Origin of the sequence: Citrobacter sp. wls827, from assembly GCF_005280875.1 — a bacterium.
GTDB lineage: Bacteria > Pseudomonadota > Gammaproteobacteria > Enterobacterales > Enterobacteriaceae > Citrobacter > Citrobacter youngae.
The window spans coordinates 328,769-349,190 of sequence record NZ_SZWR01000019.1 but is presented as its reverse complement, the minus strand read 5'-3'; the positions used below and the strand labels follow the sequence as shown (position 1 = coordinate 349,190).

Below are 20,422 nucleotides of genomic sequence, written 5' to 3'. Positions count from 1 at the left end.
CACTCTCCTGGCTGTATGGCCTGGTGAGTGGCGGGATCCGCCTATGCTACAAGCTTGGGCTTAAACGTGCATGGCGTGCGCCAGTACCGGTGGTGGTGGTTGGGAATCTTACCGCGGGCGGCAATGGCAAAACACCGGTGGTGATTTGGCTGGTTGAACAACTGCAGCAACGCGGGATTCGCGTGGGCGTGGTGTCGCGTGGTTACGGCGGGAAAGCGGCTGCTTACCCGTTGTTATTGACCGCAGAGACCACTACCGCAGAAGCGGGTGATGAGCCTGTGCTTATCTTTCAACGTACCGGCGTACCCGTAGCGGTATCTCCGGTAAGATCGGATGCGGTAAAAGCGATCCTTGCTCACCATGACGTGCAGATTATTGTGACAGACGATGGGTTACAGCACTATCGTCTGGCTCGTGATGTGGAAATCGTGGTGATTGACGGTGTGCGTCGGTTTGGTAACGGCTGGTGGCTCCCTGCTGGGCCAATGCGTGAACGCGCAGGTCGCCTTAAATCGGTAGATGCCACGATCGTTAATGGCGGCGTTGCGCGACCGGGTGAAATTCCCATGCATCTTGAGCCGGGGCCGGCCGTTAATTTACGTACCGGTGAACGTCGCGATGTGGCGCAACTGCCTGATATTGTCGCCATGGCGGGTATCGGTCATCCACCCCGTTTTTTTGCCACGCTTGAGGCATGTGGCGCCAGGTTACAAAAATGTGTCGCACTGGCAGACCATCAGTCTCTGACCTACAGTGACGTCAGTGCGTTGTTAGCAGAAGGACAAACGCTGGTGATGACGGAAAAAGATGCCGTGAAATGTCGTGCATTTGCCGATGATAACTGGTGGTATTTACCCGTTGACGCACATCTGTCAGGCGAACGGCCTGATGCGTTGCTGGATAGCTTAATCTCGCTGACTCGCTGACTGATTCACGCTGCGGCAGCGAATCATTTATGAGGTCATAAATGTCGTTGCCGCGTCTTACTCTGACGGATGCCCGTCATCTTCATCTTGCTGCCCAGGGGCTACTGAAAAAAACACGCCGCCGGGCAACGCCTGCAGATATTCTTCCCACCATTTCGCGCATGTCGTTACTGCAAATCGATACCATCAATATTGTGGCGCGCAGTCCCTATCTGGTGCTGTTTAGTCGTTTGGGTGACTATTCCCCCCAATGGCTGGATGAGTCCTTACTGCAGGGCGAACTGATGGAATACTGGGCGCATGAAGCCTGTTTTTTACCGCGCAGCGACTTTACGCTGATACGCCATCGTATGTTGGCTCCGGAAAAAATGGGCTGGAAATACAAAGCGGCGTGGATGAAAGAACATGCCCATGAAATTGAGCAACTGTTACAGCATATCCAGCATAACGGGCCGGTACGTTCAGCCGATTTCGAGCATCCGCGTAAGGGCGCCAGCGGCTGGTGGGAATGGAAACCACAAAAGCGGCATCTGGAAGGGCTTTTGACATCCGGGAAAGTGATGGTGGTGGAGCGGCGTAATTTTCAGCGAGTGTATGATTTAACGCATCGCGTCATGCCTCATTGGGATGACGAGCGTGACCGGCTGTCGCAGGATGAAGCCGAAATTGTGATGCTGGATAATAGCGCCCGTAGTTTGGGTATTTTCCGTGAGCAGTGGTTGGCGGACTACTATCGCCTGAAGCGTCCGGCGTTAAAAAACTGGTGCGATATGCGAAGGGAACAGCGACATATAATTCCTGTTGATGTAGAAGGGCTGGGCACCTTGTGGTTGCACAGCCACCTTCAGCCGCAACTGGAACTTGCTCTGGCGGGAAAGTTGACTGCCACCCACAACGCTGTTTTATCCCCGTTTGATCCGGTGGTCTGGGATCGTAAACGGGCAGAACAGCTGTTTGATTTTAGCTACCGACTGGAATGCTATACGCCAGCGCCGAAACGTCAGTATGGTTATTTCGTCTTGCCGTTGCTGCATCGCGGGCAGTTAGTTGGGCGCATGGACGCCAAAATGCACCGTAAAACCGGCGTGCTGGAGGTTATTTCGCTGTGGTTGCAGGATGGCATCAAACCAGGGGTTACTCTGCAAAAAGGATTGTTTCAGGCGATTGATGATTTTGCCCGCTGGCAGCAGGCGACGCGAGTGACATTGGGGAATTGCCCGGACGGTTTATTTGCTGAATCTCGGCACGGTTGGGAAATAGACCCAGCCTCTTAATTGATTATGTTAATATTTACGGATTCACAATCCGGTCCATCTGGAGGAACTATGGATCATCGTCTGCTTGAAATCATTGCCTGCCCGGTATGCAATGGCAAACTCTGGTTTAACCAGGAAAAACAGGAACTGATTTGTAAACTGGATAACCTTGCTTTCCCACTGCGCGACGGCATTCCAGTTTTGCTGGAAACCGAAGCCCGTGTTCTGACTGCTGATGAGAGTAAATCATGAGTTTTGTGGTCATTATTCCTGCGCGTTATGCGTCCACACGTTTGCCGGGTAAGCCGCTGCTGGATATCAACGGCAAGCCCATGATTGTGCATGTCCTGGAACGTGCGCGTGAATCTGGCGCTGAGCGTATTATTGTTGCCACCGATCATGAAGATGTCGCTCGTGCGGTAGAAGCGGTGGGTGGCGAAGTGTGCATGACCCGTGCCGATCACCAGTCTGGCACGGAGCGACTGGCGGAAGTTGTCGAGAAATGTGGCTTTAGCGATGATACCGTTATTGTGAACGTCCAGGGTGATGAGCCGATGATCCCGGCGGTCATTATTCGTCAGGTCGCTGAGAATCTGGCGCAGCGCCAGGTTGGTATGGCGACCCTTGCAGCCCCGATTCACAGCGCGGAAGAGGCGTTTAATCCGAATGCGGTAAAAGTTGTGCTGGATGCCGAAGGTTATGCTCTCTATTTTTCCCGTGCGACGATCCCATGGGATCGCGACCGTTTTTCCAAAAGCCTCGAAACGGTGGGCGATACCTTCCTGCGTCACCTGGGCATTTACGGTTATCGCGCCGGATTTATTCGCCGTTATGTAAACTGGCAGCCGAGTCCACTTGAGCATATTGAAATGCTGGAGCAACTGCGTGTGCTGTGGTACGGCGAGAAAATTCACGTTGCCGTCGCAAAAGAAGTCCCAGGAACCGGCGTAGACACTGCCGAAGACCTTGAGCGCGTTCGCGCTGAAATGCGTTAGTTTTTCTCATGACACTCCCCCCCGGTGATGCGATTTTTGGGAGGAGTGTCGTATCGTTACGCTTTCCCTCCACTTTTCTTTTCATCAATTGATCTCATCCGGGTGACATCTGTCTGCACGACGCTCATTATGAAAGCAGTAGCATTAATGAGGGCAATCTGAAATGGAACAGTTGCGTGCCGAACTCAGCCATCTGCTGGGTGAAAAACTCAGTCGTATTGAATGCGTAAATGAAAAAGTGGATACGGCCCTGTGGTCACTGTATGACAGCCAGGGAAATCCGATGCCACTGATGGCGAGAAGTTTCACCACACCGGGGATGGCGCAGCAGTTAGCATGGAAAACCACCATGCTGGCACGCAGCGGGACTGTGCGTATGCCAGTCATTTATGGGGTCTTAACGCACGAAGAACATCCCGGCCCTGATGTCCTGTTGCTTGAGCGTTTACGCGGTGTGCCGGTAGAAGCGCCAGCCAGAACGCCCGAACGCTGGGAACATCTAAAGGATCAGATTGTAGAAGGTCTGCTTTCATGGCATCGACAGGATAGCCGCGGCTGTGTGGGAATGGTGGATAACACGCAAGAGAATATCTGGCCATCCTGGTATCGTCAGCGAGTTGAGGTGTTGTGGACTACGTTAAGTCAGTTCAACAATACCGGGCTGACGATGCAGGACAAACGGATCCTGTTTCGTACCCGTGAGTGTTTGCCCGCTTTATTTGAAGGATTCAATGATAACTGCGTGCTGATCCACGGTAATTTCAGCTTACGCAGCATGCTTAAAGACGCCCGTAGCGATCAGCTTCTGGCAATGGTGGGGCCGGGGTTGATGCTGTGGGCGCCCAGGGAATATGAACTGTTCCGCTTAATGGATAATGCGCTGGCGGAAAGCCTGCTATGGCAATACCTGCAGCGCGCGCCAGTGGCGGAGTCGTTCATCTGGCGGCGCTGGTTGTATGTGTTATGGGATGAGGTTGCGCAACTGGTCAATACCGGACGTTTTAATCGTTCCAACTTTGACCTGGCAACGAAATCACTGCTGCCGTGGCTCGCCTGAACCTTTTAGCCACTGCCAGATGCGCCCCAACGTTTCGTAACCAACACGATCGCTATGCATCAGCCAGACAGGCGAAGGAATTGCTCGCTCCCACGGATTGAGTGGTGAATCGATGGCCAGTTGATTAGCGGGTGCAGGCAACGGATGCAGTCCGGCCTGCTGGAAGAAAATCATCGCACGCGGTAAGTGCGATGCGGATGTCACCAGCAGGAACGGCGTATCGCCAATGGCCTGTTTTACTGCTATCGCTTCTTCTTCGGTATCTTTAGGTTTGTCCAGCGTAATGATCTCGCTGCGGGGCACGCCCAGCGACTGCGCCACGCGAGCGCCAGCTTCAGCCGTGCTGACATTATTGGTCTTTGCGGCAGCGCCGGTAAAGATAAGCTTCGAGCCCGGGTTTGCGCGCCATAAACGAATACCTTCATTCAGACGTGGAAGGCTGTTGTTGATCAGGTTTGAACTTGGCGCCCACTGCGGATTCCACGTATATCCGCCACCCAACACCACAATGTACTCCACTTTTTGCGTACCCTGCCAGGTTGGATAACTATCCTCAAGCGGTTTCAGCAGACGATCGGCGACAGGTTGCAGGCTAAGCAGTAAAAGTGCGAGCCAACTCAGGCTGATACACACTTTCCCCGTTTTCTGAAAGCGGCTAAACCAGATTAACCCCAGGCCGATGCCCATCACAAGCAGCATCAACGGAAGCGGCAGCATCATACCGCCAATCACTTTCTTCAGCGTAAAAAGCATCCTTTTTGGTTCCTTTTTTAACCATATAGCAGGGGATCTGCAGCGATATTACACCAGGAAGGTTCATTCTCGGCGTGGGTGTGACAAAATAGCGGTTTTACTTAGTCGCCCTAAAGCCAGCCTGTGGAGAGCCCGATGCGGGATCGCAATTTTGATGACATTGCAGAGAAGTTTTCCCGTAACATTTACGGCACCACCAAAGGTCAATTAAGACAGGCTATTCTCTGGCAGGATTTGGATCGCTTACTGCCCACGCTCGGTGAACAGAAATTACATATTCTGGATGCGGGTGGGGGCGAAGGGCAAACGGCCATCAAAATGGCGGAGCGCGGTCACTTCGTGACATTATGTGACCTGTCCGGTGAGATGATCGCCCGTGCGCAACAGGCAGCAGAGGCAAAAGGTGTGAGCGGAAACATGCATTTCATACAATGCGCCGCTCAGGATGTTGCTGCGCATTTGGAAAGCCCAGTTGATCTGATATTGTTTCATGCTGTGCTGGAATGGGTGGCCGAACCGGTTTGCGTGCTGCAAACCCTGTGGTCGGTATTACGTCCCGGCGGCGCGTTATCGTTAATGTTCTACAATGCTAACGGTCTGCTGATGCACAACATGGTCGCAGGGAATTTCGACTATGTGCAGGTTGGGATGCCAAAACGTAAAAAACGTACGCTTTCACCAGACTATCCGCGTGAACCAGGACAGGTTTACCAGTGGCTGGAAGAGATCGGTTGGCAGATAACCGGTAAGACAGGCGTGCGCGTGTTTCATGATTATCTGCGAGATAAGCATCAACAGCGTGACGGTTATGAAATGTTACTTGAGTTAGAAACGCGCTATTGCCGCCAGGAACCGTATATCAGCCTTGGCCGCTATATTCATGTCACCGCGCGCAAACCGCAGATGCAAGGATAACCTATGAGTGAATTTTCCCAGACAGTCCCCGAACTGGTTGCCTGGGCCAGAAAAAATGACTTCTCCATCTCTCTGCCGGTAGACAGACTTTCGTTCCTGCTGGCGGTAGCCACGCTGAACGGTGAGCGACTTGACGGTGAGATGAGCGAAGGCGAGCTGGTGGATGCGTTCCGCCATGTGAGTGATGCGTTTGAGCAAACCAGCGAAACCATCGGTGTTCGCGCCAATAACGCGATTAACGACATGGTACGTCAACGTCTGCTGAACCGCTTTACCAGCGAGCAGGCGGAAGGTAACGCTATTTATCGTTTAACGCCGCTGGGGATTGGCATCACGGATTACTATATTCGTCAGCGCGAATTCTCTACATTGCGTTTGTCGATGCAGTTGTCGATTGTTGCTGGTGAGCTGAAGCGCGCGGCAGATGCCGCCGCAGAAGGTGGTGATGAATTCCACTGGCACCGCAACGTCTATGCACCATTGAAGTATTCGGTAGCGGAAATTTTCGACAGTATCGATCTGACCCAGCGCATCATGGATGAACAGCAGCAGCAGGTAAAAGACGACATCGCACAGTTGCTAAACAAAGACTGGCGGGCGGCAATTTCCAGCTGTGAAATGCTGCTGTCTGAAACGTCTGGTACGCTGCGTGAACTACAGGATACGCTGGAAGCCGCAGGCGATAAGCTGCAGGCGAACTTGTTACGCATTCAGGACGCGACGATGGCTCATGACGATTTGCATTTCGTCGACCGGCTGGTGTTCGACCTGCAAAGCAAGCTCGACCGTATTATCAGCTGGGGTCAGCAATCCATCGATTTGTGGATCGGCTACGATCGTCACGTGCACAAGTTTATCCGTACCGCTATTGATATGGACAAAAATCGCGTCTTTGCCCAGCGTTTACGTCAGTCTGTCCAGAGCTATTTTGACGATCCGTGGGCGTTGACCTATGCCAATGCCGATCGTCTGCTGGATATGCGTGACGAAGAGATGGTGCTGCGTGATGAAGAGGTCACCGGTGAGCTCCCGGCCGATCTGGAATATGAAGAATTTAATGAGATCCGCGAACAGCTGGCGGCAATTATCGAAGAGCAGTTGGCTATCTATAAATCCAGACAAACGCCACTGGATCTCGGATTGGTCGTGCGCGAGTATCTGGCGCAATATCCACGTGCGCGTCACTTCGACGTTGCGCGTATTGTTATCGATCAGGCGGTACGTCTTGGCGTAGCGCAAGCAGACTTCACCGGACTGCCAGCCAAATGGCAGCCGATTAATGATTACGGAGCCAAGGTACAGGCGCATGTCATTGACAAATATTGAACAAGTGATGCCGGTCAAGCTGGCGCAGGCGCTGGCGAATCCGTTATTTCCGGCGCTGGATAGCGCGTTACGTTCGGGTCGCCATATCGGCCTGGATGAACTGGATAATCATGCCTTCCTGATGGATTTTCAGGAATATTTTGAAGAGTTTTACAGCCGCTATAACGTGGAATTGATCCGTGCGCCGGAAGGGTTCTTCTACCTTCGTCCGCGTTCAACGACGCTCATTCCCCGTTCGGTCCTGTCTGAACTGGACATGATGGTCGGTAAAATTCTTTGCTATCTCTATCTCAGCCCGGAACGTCTGGCGAACGAAGGGATTTTTACTCAGCAAGAGCTGTACGACGAGCTGCTAACGCTGGCGGATGAAGCCAAACTGCTGAAGCTGGTGAACAACCGTTCGACCGGTTCGGACGTTGATCGCCAGAAACTCCAGGAAAAAGTGCGTTCTTCACTTAACCGCCTGCGTCGTTTAGGCATGGTGTGGTTTATGGGTCACGACAGCAGCAAATTCCGTATTACGGAATCAGTCTTCCGCTTTGGCGCGGACGTGCGCAGCGGTGACGATCCGCGCGAAGCGCAGCGTCGCTTAATTCGTGATGGCGAAGCGATGCCGGTCGAGAACCGCCTGCAGCTCAACGATGAGCCCGAAGAAAATCAGCCGGACAGTGGAGAAGAAGAATAATGATTGAACGCGGTAAATTTCGCTCACTTACGCTGATTAACTGGAATGGTTTTTTTGCCCGTACGTTTGACCTTGATGAGCTGGTTACCACGCTGTCGGGCGGGAACGGGGCGGGTAAATCCACCACCATGGCGGCATTCGTTACAGCGCTTATCCCGGACTTAACCTTGCTGCATTTTCGTAATACCACCGAAGCCGGTGCAACCAGCGGTTCACGTGATAAAGGCCTGCACGGTAAGCTGAAAGCAGGGGTCTGTTACTCAATGCTCGACGTCCTCAACTCGCGTCATCAGCGCGTGGTCGTGGGTGTGCGTCTGCAACAGGTTGCGGGTCGTGATCGCAAAGTGGATATCAAACCGTTTGCCATTCAGGGGCTGCCGATGTCGGTACAGCCAACCCAACTGGTCACGGAAACGTTGAACGAACGGCAGGCTCGCGTTCTGTCTCTTGCTGAGCTAAAAGAGAAGCTTGATGAGATGGAAGGCGTGCAGTTTAAGCAGTTCAACTCGATAACCGATTATCACTCGTTGATGTTCGATTTGGGCATCATTGCCCGTCGTCTGCGCTCTGCGTCTGATCGTAGTAAATTCTATCGCCTGATTGAAGCCTCACTGTACGGCGGTATCTCCAGCGCCATTACTCGCTCACTGCGCGATTACCTGCTGCCAGAAAACAGCGGCGTGCGTAAAGCGTTCCAGGATATGGAAGCCGCGCTGCGTGAAAACCGCATGACGCTGGAAGCGATTCGCGTCACCCAGTCAGATCGTGACCTGTTTAAGCATTTGATCAGCGAAGCGACTAACTATGTGGCGGCAGATTATATGCGCCACGCTAATGAACGTCGTATTCACCTCGACAAAGCGCTGGAATATCGTCGTGAACTGTATACCTCGCGCCAGCAGCTGGCCGCAGAGCAGTATAAGCATGTGGATATGGCGCGTGAACTGGGCGAGCATAACGGCGCGGAAGGCGATCTGGAAGCCGATTATCAGGCCGCGAGCGATCACCTGAATCTGGTGCAAACCGCACTGCGTCAGCAGGAAAAAATTGAACGCTACGAAGCGGATCTCGAAGAGTTGCAGATCCGTCTCGAAGAACAAAATGAAGTCGTGGCAGAAGCTGTCGATCGTCAGGATGAGAATGAAGCCCGTGCGGAAGCCGCCGAGCTGGAAGTGGATGAGCTGAAAAGCCAGCTTGCCGATTACCAGCAGGCGCTGGACGTCCAGCAAACGCGCGCCATCCAGTATACTCAGGCGATTCAGGCACTGAGCCGAGCCAAAGAGCTTTGCCACTTACCGGATCTGACCGCCGATAGCGCCGCTGAATGGCTGGAAACCTTCCAGGCCAAAGAGCAGGAAGCGACCGAGAAGTTGCTGACGCTGGAACAAAAAATGAGCGTGGCGCAAACTGCGCACAGCCAGTTCGAACAGGCTTATCAGCTGGTGGCGGCTATCAACGGCCCGCTGGCGCGTGGTGAAGCCTGGAGCGTGGCGCGTGAGCTGCTGCGCGAAGGCGTTGAACAGCGCCACCTGGCGGAACAGGTTCAGCCATTGCGTATGCGACTGAGCGAACTGGAGCAGCGTCTGCGCGAACAGCAGGAAGCCGAGCGTCTGCTGGCTGAATTCTGCAAGCGTCAGGGTAAACAGTTCGATATCGATGAGCTGGAAGCGCTGCACCAGGAACTGGAAGCGCGCATCGCCGCCTTGTCGGACAGCGTCTCTTCTGCCAGTGAACAGCGTATGACGTTGCGCCAGGAGCAGGAGCAACTGCAATCGCGTATCCAGCATCTGATGAAACGCGCGCCTGTCTGGCTGGCTGCGCAAAATAGCCTGAATCAGCTTAGCGAGCAGTGTGGCGAAGAGTTTACCTCCAGCCAGGATGTGACCGAGTATCTGCAACAATTGCTGGAGCGCGAGCGTGAGGCCATTGTTGAGCGTGATGAAGTCGGTGCACGTAAAAATGCGGTTGATGAAGAGATTGAACGTTTAAGTCAGCCGGGCGGGGCGGAAGATCAGCGCCTCAATGCGCTGGCGGAACGCTTCGGCGGCGTGCTGCTGTCTGAAATCTATGACGATGTTAGCCTTGAAGATGCGCCGTACTTCTCTGCGCTGTACGGTCCTTCGCGCCATGCCATCGTGGTGCCGGATCTGTCACTGATTACTGAGCAACTTGATGGGCTGACGGATTGCCCGGAAGACCTCTATTTCATCGAAGGGGATCCGCAGTCGTTTGATGACAGCGTTTTCAGCGTCGATGAACTTGAAAAAGCGGTGGTGGTGAAAACCGCCGAGCGTCAGTGGCGTTATTCCCGCTTCCCGAAGGTGCCTATTTTTGGTCGTGCAGCGCGTGAAAGCCGTATCGAAACCCTGCATGCCGAGCGTGAAGGGCTGTCTGAACGTTTCGCCACGCTCTCCTTTGATGTCCAGAAAACCCAGCGTCTGCATCAGGCGTTCAGCCGCTTTATCGGCAGTCATCTGTCGGTGGCGTTTGAAGCCGATCCGGAAGCGGAAATTCGCCAACTGAATGGCCGTCGCGTTGAACTGGAACGTGCGCTGACTAATCATGAAAATGATAACCAGCAAAGCCGTATGCAGTTTGAACAGGCGAAAGAGGGCGTCTCCGCGCTGAACCGCCTGCTGCCTCGCTTGAATCTGCTGGCAGATGACACGCTGGCCGATCGCGTGGACGAAATTCGCGAGCGTCTGGATGAAGCTCAGGAAGCCGCGCGTTTTGTGCAGCAGCACGGCAATCAGTTGGCGAAACTGGAACCTATCGTTTCAGTTCTGCAAAATGACCCTGAGCAGTTTGAACAGCTGAAAGAAGACTACGCGTATTCTCAGCAGATGCAGCGTGATGCGCGTCAGCAAGCTTTTGCCCTGACCGAAGTGGTACAGCGCCGGGCGCACTTTAGCTATTCCGACTCCGCCGAAATGCTCAGCGGTAACAGCGATCTGAATGAGAAACTGCGTGAGCGTCTGGAACAGGCGGAAGCTGAACGTACCCGCGCCCGTGAAGCGTTGCGCAGCCATGCCGCGCAGTTGAGCCAGTACAATCAGGTTATGGCCTCGCTGAAAAGCTCTTATGACACCAAGAAAGAGCTGCTTAACGATTTACAACGTGAACTGCAGGATATTGGCGTTCGTGCGGACAGCGGTGCCGAAGAGCGCGCGCGTATCCGTCGTGACGAACTGCATGCGCAGCTCAGTAATAACCGCGCTCGCCGCAACCAACTTGAGAAAGCACTGACCTTCTGCGAAGCGGAGATGGAAAACCTGACCCGCAAGCTGCGCAAGCTTGAGCGCGATTACCATGAAATGCGCGAGCAGGTAGTCACCGCCAAAGCCGGCTGGTGTGCGGTGATGCGGATGGTGAAAGATAACGGTGTGGAACGTCGTCTGCACCGTCGCGAGTTGGCCTATCTTTCCGGTGACGAACTGCGTTCGATGTCGGATAAGGCGCTCGGTGCGCTACGTCTGGCGGTTGCGGATAACGAACATCTGCGCGATGTGTTGCGCATGTCTGAAGATCCAAAACGTCCAGAACGTAAAATTCAGTTCTTTGTTGCGGTTTACCAGCATCTGCGTGAACGTATTCGCCAGGATATTATCCGTACCGACGATCCGGTTGAAGCCATCGAGCAGATGGAGATTGAATTGAGCCGTCTGACGGAAGAGTTAACCTCCCGTGAACAGAAGCTGGCCATCAGCTCTCGCAGCGTGGCAAATATTATTCGTAAGACAATTCAGCGCGAACAGAACCGTATTCGTATGTTGAACCAGGGTCTGCAAAGCGTGTCGTTTGGCCAGGTAAACAGCGTTCGTCTGAACGTCAACGTACGCGAGACGCATGCCACCTTGCTGGACGTACTCTCCGAGCAGCATGAGCAGCACCAGGATCTGTTTAACAGCAATCGTCTGACCTTCTCTGAAGCGCTGGCGAAGCTGTATCAGCGTCTGAATCCGCAGATTGACATGGGACAGCGTACGCCGCAAACCATTGGTGAAGAACTGCTCGACTACCGCAACTACCTGGAAATGGAAGTTGAGGTTAACCGTGGTTCTGACGGTTGGCTGCGTGCTGAATCGGGCGCCCTGTCCACAGGGGAAGCGATCGGTACCGGGATGTCAATCCTCGTGATGGTTGTTCAAAGCTGGGAAGATGAAGGGCGTAGACTGCGTGGGAAAGATATCTCGCCATGCCGCCTGTTGTTCCTTGATGAAGCCGCACGACTTGATGCCCGCTCCATCGCAACCCTGTTTGAACTGTGCGAGCGTTTGCAGATGCAGCTGATTATTGCTGCGCCGGAAAATATCAGCCCGGAGAAAGGCACAACCTACAAACTGGTGCGTAAAGTCTTCCAGAACACCGAACACGTTCATGTGGTGGGTCTGCGTGGTTTTGCCCCTCAGTTACCTGAGCCCTTACCTGGGATAGAAGATGCCTCTTCGCAGGCAAGCTAAGTAAAAAGGCGGCGCTAAAGCCGCCTTTTTCTTTTCCGATATGCACATGATACCTGGTGTAATTTCTTTAGACTTCTTTACATTAGGTTAGGCAAAAATGATTTGATGTTTATATACTGAAGGTAAGCCTAACGCGTCACCGGGCTTGCTCGTCATACTTCAGAATGTATTGGCGTTTTACAGGCCCGCTCCCTTGAGAGTAACGGGGAATACAGGCGGTCTGGCTACTCAAAGTATGATAAAGAAAACAGGGGGCAAGGGATGTTGCTTAATAAAATGTGTGGTCGTCGGCTGTCGGCAATCAGTTTGTGCCTGGCCGTAACATTCGCTCCACTGTTCAACGCGCAGGCTGATGAGCCTGAAATGATTCCTGGCGACAGCTCTGCTGCCGTCAGCGAACAGCCTACAGCGTTATCGCAACCGCAGGTACAATCTTACGCGACAGGTGTGATGGCGGGAATTCAGTCTCTGCCCAATGGCACATCTGTGGACAAAGCCCGCGCTGAATTGCAATCTCAGCTACCAGCAGGCTATACGCCGGTTTATATGAGCCAGCTGGAATTACTGTATGCCGCACGCGAAATGAAACCGATGTGGGAAAATCGTGATGCGGTAAAAGCCTTTCAACAACAGTTAGCCGAGGTGGCGATTGCCGGGTTTCAGCCGCAGTTTAACGCCTGGGTTGCGTTACTGACTGACCCGGCAGTCACAGGCCTGGCACGTGATACTGTACTTTCTGATGCGATGATGGGCTATCTGCACTTTATTGCCAATATCCCCGTCAAAGGTAGCCGCTGGCTCTACAGCGATAAGCCTTATGCACTGGCAACGCCACCGCTCTCCGTTGTTAACCAATGGCAGGTAGCGCTGGACAACGGTCAGCTAACTTCATTTATCACCAGCCTTACACCTCAGCATCCACAGTATGCTGCGATGCATGAGTCGTTGCTGAAGCTGGTGGGGGATTCGCGACCCTGGCCACGGTTAACCAGCACCACGACGTTGCGTCCCGGTGAATGGAGTAATGATATCCCGGCGCTGCGCGAAATTCTGCGTCGTACCGGAATGCTGAACGCCGGTGTCAGCACTTCTGCCAAAGAAGGGCGTAGCGCCTACGATCGCGAACTTGTTGACGCGGTGAAACGTTTTCAGACATGGCAGGGGCTGGGGGCCGATGGCACGATTGGCCCTGCGACGCGTGACTGGCTGAACGTGACGCCTGCTCAACGCGCGGGCGTACTGGCGTTAAATATTCAGCGTTTGCGCCTGCTGCCGAGCGATCTGTCTACCGGCATCATGGTAAACATCCCAGCCTACTCGCTGGTTTATTATCAGAACGGAAATCAGGTGCTGGCTTCCCGTGTTATTGTCGGACGTCCCGATCGTAAAACGCCGATGATGAGCAGCGCGTTGAATAATGTGGTTGTAAATCCACCGTGGAACGTGCCGCCGACGCTGGCCCGAAAAGATATTCTGCCTAAATTGTGGAACGATCCGGGGTACCTTGAGCGTCACGGGTATACTGTAATGCGCGGCTGGAACAGCAAAGAGACGATAGATCCGTGGCAGGTTGACTGGGCTACAATCACCGCCTCAAATCTGCCGTTCCGCTTCCAGCAGGCACCGGGAGCGCGTAATTCGCTGGGTCGCTATAAATTCAATATGCCGAGTTCGGACGCCATTTATCTGCACGATACGCCAAACCATAATTTGTTCCAGAAGGATACTCGGGCGCTAAGTTCTGGCTGTGTGCGCGTGAATAAGGCCTCGGAACTGGCGAATATGCTGCTGCAGGATGCTGGCTGGAATGATACGCGCATCTCGGATGCCCTGAAGCAAGGGGATACGCGGTATGTAAATATCCGCCAGAATATTCCGGTCAACCTGTACTATCTGACTGCCTTTGTGGGAAGCGATGGACGTACGCAGTATCGAACAGATATTTACAATTACGATCAGACAGCGCGATCCAGCGCACAAATCATGTCGAAAGCTGAGCAATTAATCAGATAAATGAAGCAGTTCGAGGAAAATGATTGTCGTAAGTTATGACGAAAACGGGGCAGGATGGCTGCAAGCCCCGTATTTCCTGGGTTTGGGAGCCTTGACGTGGACTACTTAGCCAGATAAGGTTTCCCGCGTGCGCTAGAGCATACATACGATAACATTGACCTGTAGACCTTAATACCATGGACAAATTTGACGCTAATCGCCGCAAACTGCTGGCGCTTGGTGGCATTGCCCTCGGCGCTGCCATCCTGCCTACGCCTGCGTTTGCTACACTTTCCACCCCACGTCCGCGTATATTGACTCTGAATAACCTGCATACCGGTGAGTCAATTAAAGCAGAGTTTTTTGATGGCAGGGGCTATATTCAGGACGAATTAGCAAAACTTAATCACTTTTTCCGTGACTTTCGGGCGAATAAAGTGAAATCCATCGACCCGGGATTGTTTGATCAACTCTTCCGTCTGCAGGGATTGCTGGGTACGCGTAAACCCGTACAACTGATCTCCGGCTATCGTTCCATCGATACCAATAACGAACTCCGTGCACGCAGTCGCGGTGTGGCAAAGAAAAGCTACCACACTAAAGGCCAGGCTATGGATTTCCACATTGAAGGCATCGCATTAAGCAATATTCGCAAAGCTGCGTTATCTATGCGCGCAGGTGGTGTAGGATACTACCCCAGCAGTAACTTTGTGCATATCGACACCGGGCCTGCACGGCACTGGTGATCCGTAAGCTTAATGAAACAGGAGCTGTATGAACTATCGTATTATTCCGGTCACTGCATTCGCCCAGAACTGCTCGCTAATCTGGTGTGAGCAGACGCGTCTGGCCGCACTGGTCGATCCCGGCGGTGATGCCGAGAAAATCAAACAGGAAGTCGATGCCAGCGGTCTGACGCTCATGCAGATCCTGCTTACCCATGGACATCTTGACCATGTAGGGGCAGCGGCTGAACTGGCACAGCATTACGGTGTACCGGTTATTGGGCCGGAAAAAGAAGATGAGTTCTGGCTGCAGGGGCTGCCTGCGCAAAGCCGCATGTTTGGCCTGGGTGACTGTGAGCCGCTGACGCCCGATCGCTGGCTAAACGAAGGCGATCGGATTAGCGTCGGCAACGTAACCTTACAGGTGCTGCATTGCCCGGGTCACACGCCAGGGCATGTTGTCTTCTTTGATGAACAATCAAAGTTACTGATTTCAGGCGACGTGATTTTCAAAGGTGGCGTAGGGCGCAGTGATTTCCCGCGTGGGGATCACAGCCAATTGATTGATTCGATTAAACGTAAACTCTTGCCATTGGGTGATGACGTGACGTTTATCCCGGGTCACGGCCCACTTTCTACACTGGGTAACGAACGGCTACATAACCCGTTCCTGCAGGATGAAATGCCAGTCTGGTAACACCGCAGATAAATAAAAAGGCCGCGATTGCGGCCTTTTTATGCGCAATAAATTACAGCACTGCGACAATCGCTTCGCACAGCGGTGCCATGTTATCTGGCGTCATTCCTGCGACGTTTACACGTCCGGAAGCGACGGCATAGACACCAAACTCTTCACGCAGACGCAGAACCTGTTCTTTTGTCAGGCCGCTGAAAGAGAACATACCGTTCTGTTTGATGATAAAGCTGAAGTCGCGGTTTGCACCTTTCTCCTGCAGCGTATTGACAAACAGTAAACGCATGCGCTGAATACGTTGGCGCATGTCAGTCAGTTCCTGTTCCCAGATGGCACGCAGCGCATCGTTGCTCAGAATTGTGGCGACTACGGATGCACCGTGGGCTGGCGGGTTTGAGTAGTTCGCACGAATTACCGATTTCATCTGGCTAAAGGCACGGTCAACGGTTTCAGCATCAGCTGCAACCAGTGTACAGGCACCTACGCGCTCATTGTACAGACCAAAGTTTTTGGAATAGGAGCTGGCGACAATCAGCTCTTTATGCAGCGCGGCGAATGCACGCAGACCCTCTGCATCTTCTTCCAGACCACGCGCAAAGCCCTGGTAGGCGAAGTCGAACAGTGGTAACCAACCTTTTTCGACTGACAGCTGAGCCAGCGTTTGCCACTGCTCCAGCGTCGGATCGATACCGGTCGGATTGTGGCAGCATCCGTGGAATAATACGACGTCGCCAGCTTGTGCTTCAGCCAGGCTTGCCAGCAATGCATCAAAGTCCAGTGAATGGTTTGCAGCATCGTAATAGTTATATTCACGCACTTCCAGACCAGCAGAATTAAATACGCTCTTATGGTTCGGCCAGCTTGGGTTGCTGACCCACACGCGTTTTGCGCTGGTGTTTTTTGCCAGGAAATCAGCGGCCACACGCAGGGCACCCGTACCACCAGGGGTCTGTGCGGTACGCGCGCGTTTTTCATTAATCAGAGCACTTTCTTTACCAAACAGTAATTCCTGAGTGCAGCGACCAAACTCTGGAATACCGTCAATGCCAAGATAGTTTTTGGTGGTTTCATTTTCCAGGATATATTGCTCGGCTTTTTTAACGCTGGTCAGTACCGGCGTTTTGCCTGTCTCATCTTTATATACACCGATTCCGAGGTTGATTTTCCCCGGGCGGTCATCGGCACGAAACAAATCAGCCAGGCCCAAAATGGGGTCGGCAGGAGCGGCGGTAATGTTCTCAAACATGACGAGGTTCCATTGTGGTTACAGAAGGGAAGTCCGCTATCAGGTTAACGGTAGATTTACAAAATGCCAACCGTTAGTGACGAAAAGCAGGGGTGTTTTTTGAAGACGCAAGAATCCGCTGGCGGATATAAAAAAACAGGACCGAAGTCCTGTTTTTTAGGCATTTAGCAAAGAGGTCTGCTATTAGAACTGGTAAACGATACCCACTGCAACGGTGTCGTCAGAGCCTACGCCCAGTTTGTTGTCAGAATCGATCTGGTTGATGATGTAATCAACATAGGTGGACATGTTTTTGTTGAAGTAGTAAGTCGCGCCCACTTCGAAGTAGTTCACCAGATCTACGTCACCGATACCTTCGATATCCTTACCTTTAGATTTGGTATAGGCGAGGGACGGACGCAGGCCGAAGTCGAACTGGTACTGAGCAACTAACAGTACGTCTTCAGTTTTGTTCGCGTAACCGTTAGAAATGCGGGTTGCGTTGCGGGTTTCGCTGTAGTTCGCTGCCAGGTAGATGTTGTTAGCATCGTATTTCACGCCGGTAGCCCACTGCTCAGCTTTGTCGCCATGGCCGCGCAGAAGCGGGTTTTGCTGGGCATCGGTACGGTCAGCCGCGCCGTATGCACCGACGATACCGAAGCCTTCGAATTCGTAGCTTACAGAACCGCCAACGCCGTCACCATTAGAGCGACGAACGTCATCACGCTCGTTTTTACCCAGGTACTGAACAGCGAAGTTCAGGCCTTCAACCAGACCGAAGAAGTTGGAGTTACGGTAAGTCGCGAGGCCACCGTTACGCTGAGAGAAGAACTGGTCGGAAGCCGCAGTATCGCCACCGAATTCTGGCAGCATATCGGTGTAACCCAGTGCATCGTATACGACGCCGTAGTTACGACCGTAATCGAAGGAACCTGCGTCACCGAATTTCAGACCAGCAAACGCCAGACGGGTTTTGTTCCCATTCTGAGAGTCGTCACCGCCTTCGGAGTTATTGCCGCTGAACTGGTATTCCCACTGGCCGTAACCGGTCAGCTGGTCGTTAATCTGAGTTTCCCCTTTGAAACCAAGACGGGCGTAAGTCTGATCGCCATTAGGTGCGTAGGCGTTGTCACCGTTGTGCTTGGAAAAATAGTGCAGACCTACAGCTTTACCGTAGATGTCTACTTTATTGCCATCTTTGTTATAAACTTCTGCAGCGTTAGCTGCCCCGGCTACCAGCAGAGCAGGGATAACCACTGCAAGAATATTGCGCTTCATCATTATTTATTACCCTCATCGGTTTTTATATGACACCTGCCACTGCCGCCAATAAATTCCGTCAATAAAAATTTACGGAACTATTGATGAGAGTTTGGTGTCTTTATGTGTCTGCAGGCATCTTTCCATTCAAACTACCGTTTCGCTACTCTCAAAGTGCTACAAATATAAAGATTTGGTTTCAAAAAGAAAAAATGTGTAACAAAGTGTTATTTTTATGCAACTTTGTGAACGACTTCAAATTTCAGGTGTCCCTGCGATTGAATTTTGCTCAGTTTTATCTATTTATATGATTTTCTTATACTTAATTTTGCTAACGACATTTTTATCTAGCCCCGCAAAAAAGAACCATTTTTACAAATGCATATTTTGGCCGTCCAGAATGCCGTGAGAATGGGTAATAAATGCTCTATTTGATCATGAAGTGCTAATCCACAATAAAAATAGTGATTATTTTTTGTTCTCAAATGTTGCAGTGAAACATTGCGTAACAGGAAGGGGGAATTTACGGGTTGAGTTTAGTGCGGGATGAGAGTCCATCTAAGGCGACAAATACAGCAATGCGCTGAACGAAAAAAGGCCAGCAGTGCTGGCCTTTATGATTAAAGCGACAACGTTAGAAGCTGGCGTTACGCGGTGTACGCGGGAACGGAATAACATCGCGGACGTTCTGTACGCCGGTGACATAAGCGATCAGACGCTCAAAGCCCAAACCAAAACCGGAATGCGGAACGGTACCGTAGCGACGCAGATCGCGATACCACCAGTAATCTTCTTTGTTCAGACCCATCTCCAGCATACGGGCATCCAGCACGTCCAGACGCTCTTCACGCTGAGAACCACCGATGATTTCACCGATTCCCGGTGCCAGCACGTCCATTGCCGCAACGGTTTTACCGTCGTCGTTAAGGCGCATATAAAACGCCTTAATATCTTTCGGATAGTTTTTAACAACCACCGGCGCTTTAAAGTGTTCTTCGGCAAGATAGCGTTCATGCTCAGAAGACAGATCAACACCCCAGTAAACCGGGTTTTCAAACTGTTTGCCGCATTTTTCCAGGATGCTTACCGCATCGGTGTAATCCACCTGCGCGAAGTCAGCATCAATAAAACGTTCCAGGCGTGATACCGCGTCTTTGTCGACACGTTCGGCGAAGAACTTCATATCATCCGCACGTTCTTCCAGTACGGCTTTGAACGCGTATTTCAGCATTGCTTCAGCCAGACCTGCAACATCGTTCAGATCGGCAAAAGCGACTTCCGGCTCAAGCATCCAAAACTCTGCGAGGTGACGGCTGGTGTTGGAGTTTTCCGCACGGAAAGTCGGTCCAAAGGTATAAATTTTGGACAGGGCGCAGGCGTAAGTTTCACCGTTCAACTGACCGGAAACGGTCAGGAACGCTTCCTTACCAAAGAAGTCTTTATCGAAATCGACTTTACCCTGATCGTTACGCGGCAGGTTTTCCAGATCCAGCGTAGAAACACGGAACATTTCACCCGCACCTTCCGTATCGGAAGCGGTGATCAGCGGAGTAGATACCCAAAAGAAACCCTGCTCGTGGAAGAAGCGATGCAGCGCTTGCGCCAGCGTATGACGTACGCGCGCTACCGCACCAATCATATTGGTGCGCGGACGCATATGCGCCACTTCACGCAGATACTCAATGCTGTGACGCTTAGCCGCCATTGGGTAGGTATCAGGATCTTCAACCCAGCCCGCGACTTCAACTTCAGTGGCCTGAATTTCAAAGCTCTGTCCTTGTCCAGGTGATGCAACGACTTTACCCGTTACGATAACTGAACAACCCGTCGTCAGGCGCAGTACGTCCTGATTGTAATTGGGCAGAGAATTATTGATGACGGCCTGTACAGGATCAAAGCAGGAACCGTCATAAACGGCGAGGAAGGAGATGCCAGCTTTTGAATCTCGGCGGGTACGCACCCATCCGCGCACGGTGACTTCGCTGTCAACGGCTACGCGGCCCTGGAGTACGTCGGCTACAGGCACAACGCTCATAATATTCTCTCTGTTAATAGTCGGATATATAAACACATGTCCACCCATAATGGGGGGGGATACCTATGTTACCTGGCATCTGCAATCAGACAAGCAGAATTCGTAGCTAGAGTGAAAG

The 20,422-nt window shown here is 52.4% G+C and carries 16 protein-coding genes; 12 read left to right on the top strand and 4 right to left on the bottom strand.

What is annotated here, in order from left to right:
* The 5 genes from lpxK to FDX03_RS16920 all read left to right on the top strand — a co-directional run.
* On the top strand, positions 1-926 hold a 926-nt coding region (lpxK, locus tag FDX03_RS16940; protein ID WP_249357091.1), incomplete at its 5' end, for a tetraacyldisaccharide 4'-kinase.
* A 41-nt stretch (positions 927-967) separates the two neighbouring features.
* Positions 968-2,200, top strand: a complete 1,233-nt coding sequence (locus tag FDX03_RS16935; protein ID WP_137346279.1) for a winged helix-turn-helix domain-containing protein — start codon at positions 968-970, stop codon at positions 2,198-2,200.
* Positions 2,201-2,251: 51 nt separating this feature from the next.
* Positions 2,252-2,434, top strand: coding sequence for a protein YcaR (ycaR, locus tag FDX03_RS16930; RefSeq protein ID WP_003035793.1), 183 nt, complete (start codon positions 2,252-2,254; stop codon positions 2,432-2,434).
* Positions 2,431-3,177, top strand: coding sequence for a 3-deoxy-manno-octulosonate cytidylyltransferase (kdsB, locus tag FDX03_RS16925; protein WP_048212136.1), 747 nt, complete (start codon positions 2,431-2,433; stop codon positions 3,175-3,177). The genes ycaR and kdsB overlap by 4 nt, the downstream gene beginning before the upstream one ends.
* 163 nt (positions 3,178-3,340) lie before the next feature.
* Entirely contained in the window at positions 3,341-4,234 is an 894-nt protein-coding gene (locus FDX03_RS16920) for a YcbJ family phosphotransferase (protein WP_005123553.1), read from the top strand.
* On the opposite strand, the gene elyC is transcribed toward FDX03_RS16920, so the two are convergent.
* Entirely contained in the window at positions 4,211-4,987 is a 777-nt protein-coding gene (gene elyC, locus FDX03_RS16915; protein ID WP_048212135.1) for an envelope biogenesis factor ElyC, read from the bottom strand. The two genes, FDX03_RS16920 and elyC, sit on opposite strands and share 24 nt — an antisense overlap.
* Positions 4,988-5,122: 135 nt before the next feature.
* Here elyC and cmoM point away from each other — a divergent pair, with 135 nt between their 5' ends.
* The 7 genes from cmoM to FDX03_RS16880 all read left to right on the top strand — a co-directional run bounded on the left by cmoM (position 5,123) and on the right by FDX03_RS16880 (position 15,787).
* A complete protein-coding gene (cmoM, locus tag FDX03_RS16910; RefSeq protein ID WP_040231810.1) occupies positions 5,123-5,902 on the top strand; it encodes a tRNA uridine 5-oxyacetic acid(34) methyltransferase CmoM in 780 nt (259 codons plus the stop codon).
* A gap of 3 nt (positions 5,903-5,905) precedes the next feature.
* On the top strand, positions 5,906-7,228 hold the full coding sequence (gene mukF / locus FDX03_RS16905; protein WP_048212134.1) for a chromosome partition protein MukF: 1,323 nt from the start codon (positions 5,906-5,908) through the stop codon (positions 7,226-7,228).
* Positions 7,209-7,913, top strand: a complete 705-nt coding sequence (gene mukE, locus FDX03_RS16900) for a chromosome partition protein MukE (RefSeq protein WP_016152457.1) — start codon at positions 7,209-7,211, stop codon at positions 7,911-7,913. Before mukF ends, mukE begins: the two co-directional genes overlap by 20 nt.
* Positions 7,913-12,373, top strand: coding sequence for a chromosome partition protein MukB (mukB, locus tag FDX03_RS16895; RefSeq protein WP_137346278.1), 4,461 nt, complete (start codon positions 7,913-7,915; stop codon positions 12,371-12,373). Before mukE ends, mukB begins: the two co-directional genes overlap by 1 nt.
* Before the next feature lie 261 nt (positions 12,374-12,634).
* Complete coding sequence (gene ldtD, locus FDX03_RS16890; protein ID WP_115602301.1) at positions 12,635-14,386, top strand: L,D-transpeptidase; 1,752 nt, start codon at positions 12,635-12,637, stop codon at positions 14,384-14,386.
* A 176-nt stretch (positions 14,387-14,562) separates the two neighbouring features.
* Positions 14,563-15,111, top strand: coding sequence for a YcbK family protein (locus FDX03_RS16885; RefSeq protein WP_003831948.1), 549 nt, complete (start codon positions 14,563-14,565; stop codon positions 15,109-15,111).
* Positions 15,112-15,139: 28 nt separating this feature from the next.
* On the top strand, positions 15,140-15,787 hold the full coding sequence (locus tag FDX03_RS16880) for an MBL fold metallo-hydrolase (protein ID WP_003831949.1): 648 nt from the start codon (positions 15,140-15,142) through the stop codon (positions 15,785-15,787).
* 52 nt (positions 15,788-15,839) lie between these two features.
* Here FDX03_RS16880 and aspC read toward each other — a convergent pair whose 3' ends face one another.
* From aspC to asnS, 3 genes are all read right to left on the bottom strand, one after another.
* Positions 15,840-17,030, bottom strand: a complete 1,191-nt coding sequence (aspC, locus tag FDX03_RS16875) for an aspartate transaminase (RefSeq protein WP_061067624.1) — start codon at positions 17,028-17,030, stop codon at positions 15,840-15,842.
* Positions 17,031-17,213: 183 nt separating this feature from the next.
* Positions 17,214-18,290, bottom strand: coding sequence for a porin OmpF (gene ompF, locus FDX03_RS16870; protein WP_048212129.1), 1,077 nt, complete (start codon positions 18,288-18,290; stop codon positions 17,214-17,216).
* A 613-nt stretch (positions 18,291-18,903) separates the two neighbouring features.
* Positions 18,904-20,304 carry an asparagine--tRNA ligase gene (asnS, locus tag FDX03_RS16865; RefSeq protein WP_048212128.1) on the bottom strand — a complete coding sequence of 467 codons (1,401 nt, stop codon included), beginning with the start codon at positions 20,302-20,304 and terminating at the stop codon, positions 18,904-18,906.
* Positions 20,305-20,422: the final 118 nt, after the last annotated feature.

Bases quoted from the DNA above. Each gene is read 5' to 3' on its own strand.
- FDX03_RS16935 (WP_137346279.1), top strand. From the start codon at position 968: ATGTCGTTGCCGCGTCTTACTCTGACGGATGCCCGTCATCTTCATCTT.
- ycaR (WP_003035793.1), top strand. From the start codon at position 2,252: ATGGATCATCGTCTGCTTGAAATCATTGCCTGCCCGGTATGCAATGGC.
- kdsB (WP_048212136.1), top strand. From the start codon at position 2,431: ATGAGTTTTGTGGTCATTATTCCTGCGCGTTATGCGTCCACACGTTTG.
- FDX03_RS16920 (WP_005123553.1), top strand. From the start codon at position 3,341: ATGGAACAGTTGCGTGCCGAACTCAGCCATCTGCTGGGTGAAAAACTC.
- elyC (WP_048212135.1), bottom strand. From the start codon at position 4,987: ATGCTTTTTACGCTGAAGAAAGTGATTGGCGGTATGATGCTGCCGCTT.
- cmoM (WP_040231810.1), top strand. From the start codon at position 5,123: ATGCGGGATCGCAATTTTGATGACATTGCAGAGAAGTTTTCCCGTAAC.
- mukF (WP_048212134.1), top strand. From the start codon at position 5,906: ATGAGTGAATTTTCCCAGACAGTCCCCGAACTGGTTGCCTGGGCCAGA.
- mukE (WP_016152457.1), top strand. From the start codon at position 7,209: ATGTCATTGACAAATATTGAACAAGTGATGCCGGTCAAGCTGGCGCAG.
- mukB (WP_137346278.1), top strand. From the start codon at position 7,913: ATGATTGAACGCGGTAAATTTCGCTCACTTACGCTGATTAACTGGAAT.
- ldtD (WP_115602301.1), top strand. From the start codon at position 12,635: ATGTTGCTTAATAAAATGTGTGGTCGTCGGCTGTCGGCAATCAGTTTG.
- FDX03_RS16885 (WP_003831948.1), top strand. From the start codon at position 14,563: ATGGACAAATTTGACGCTAATCGCCGCAAACTGCTGGCGCTTGGTGGC.
- FDX03_RS16880 (WP_003831949.1), top strand. From the start codon at position 15,140: ATGAACTATCGTATTATTCCGGTCACTGCATTCGCCCAGAACTGCTCG.
- aspC (WP_061067624.1), bottom strand. From the start codon at position 17,030: ATGTTTGAGAACATTACCGCCGCTCCTGCCGACCCCATTTTGGGCCTG.
- ompF (WP_048212129.1), bottom strand. From the start codon at position 18,290: ATGATGAAGCGCAATATTCTTGCAGTGGTTATCCCTGCTCTGCTGGTA.
- asnS (WP_048212128.1), bottom strand. From the start codon at position 20,304: ATGAGCGTTGTGCCTGTAGCCGACGTACTCCAGGGCCGCGTAGCCGTT.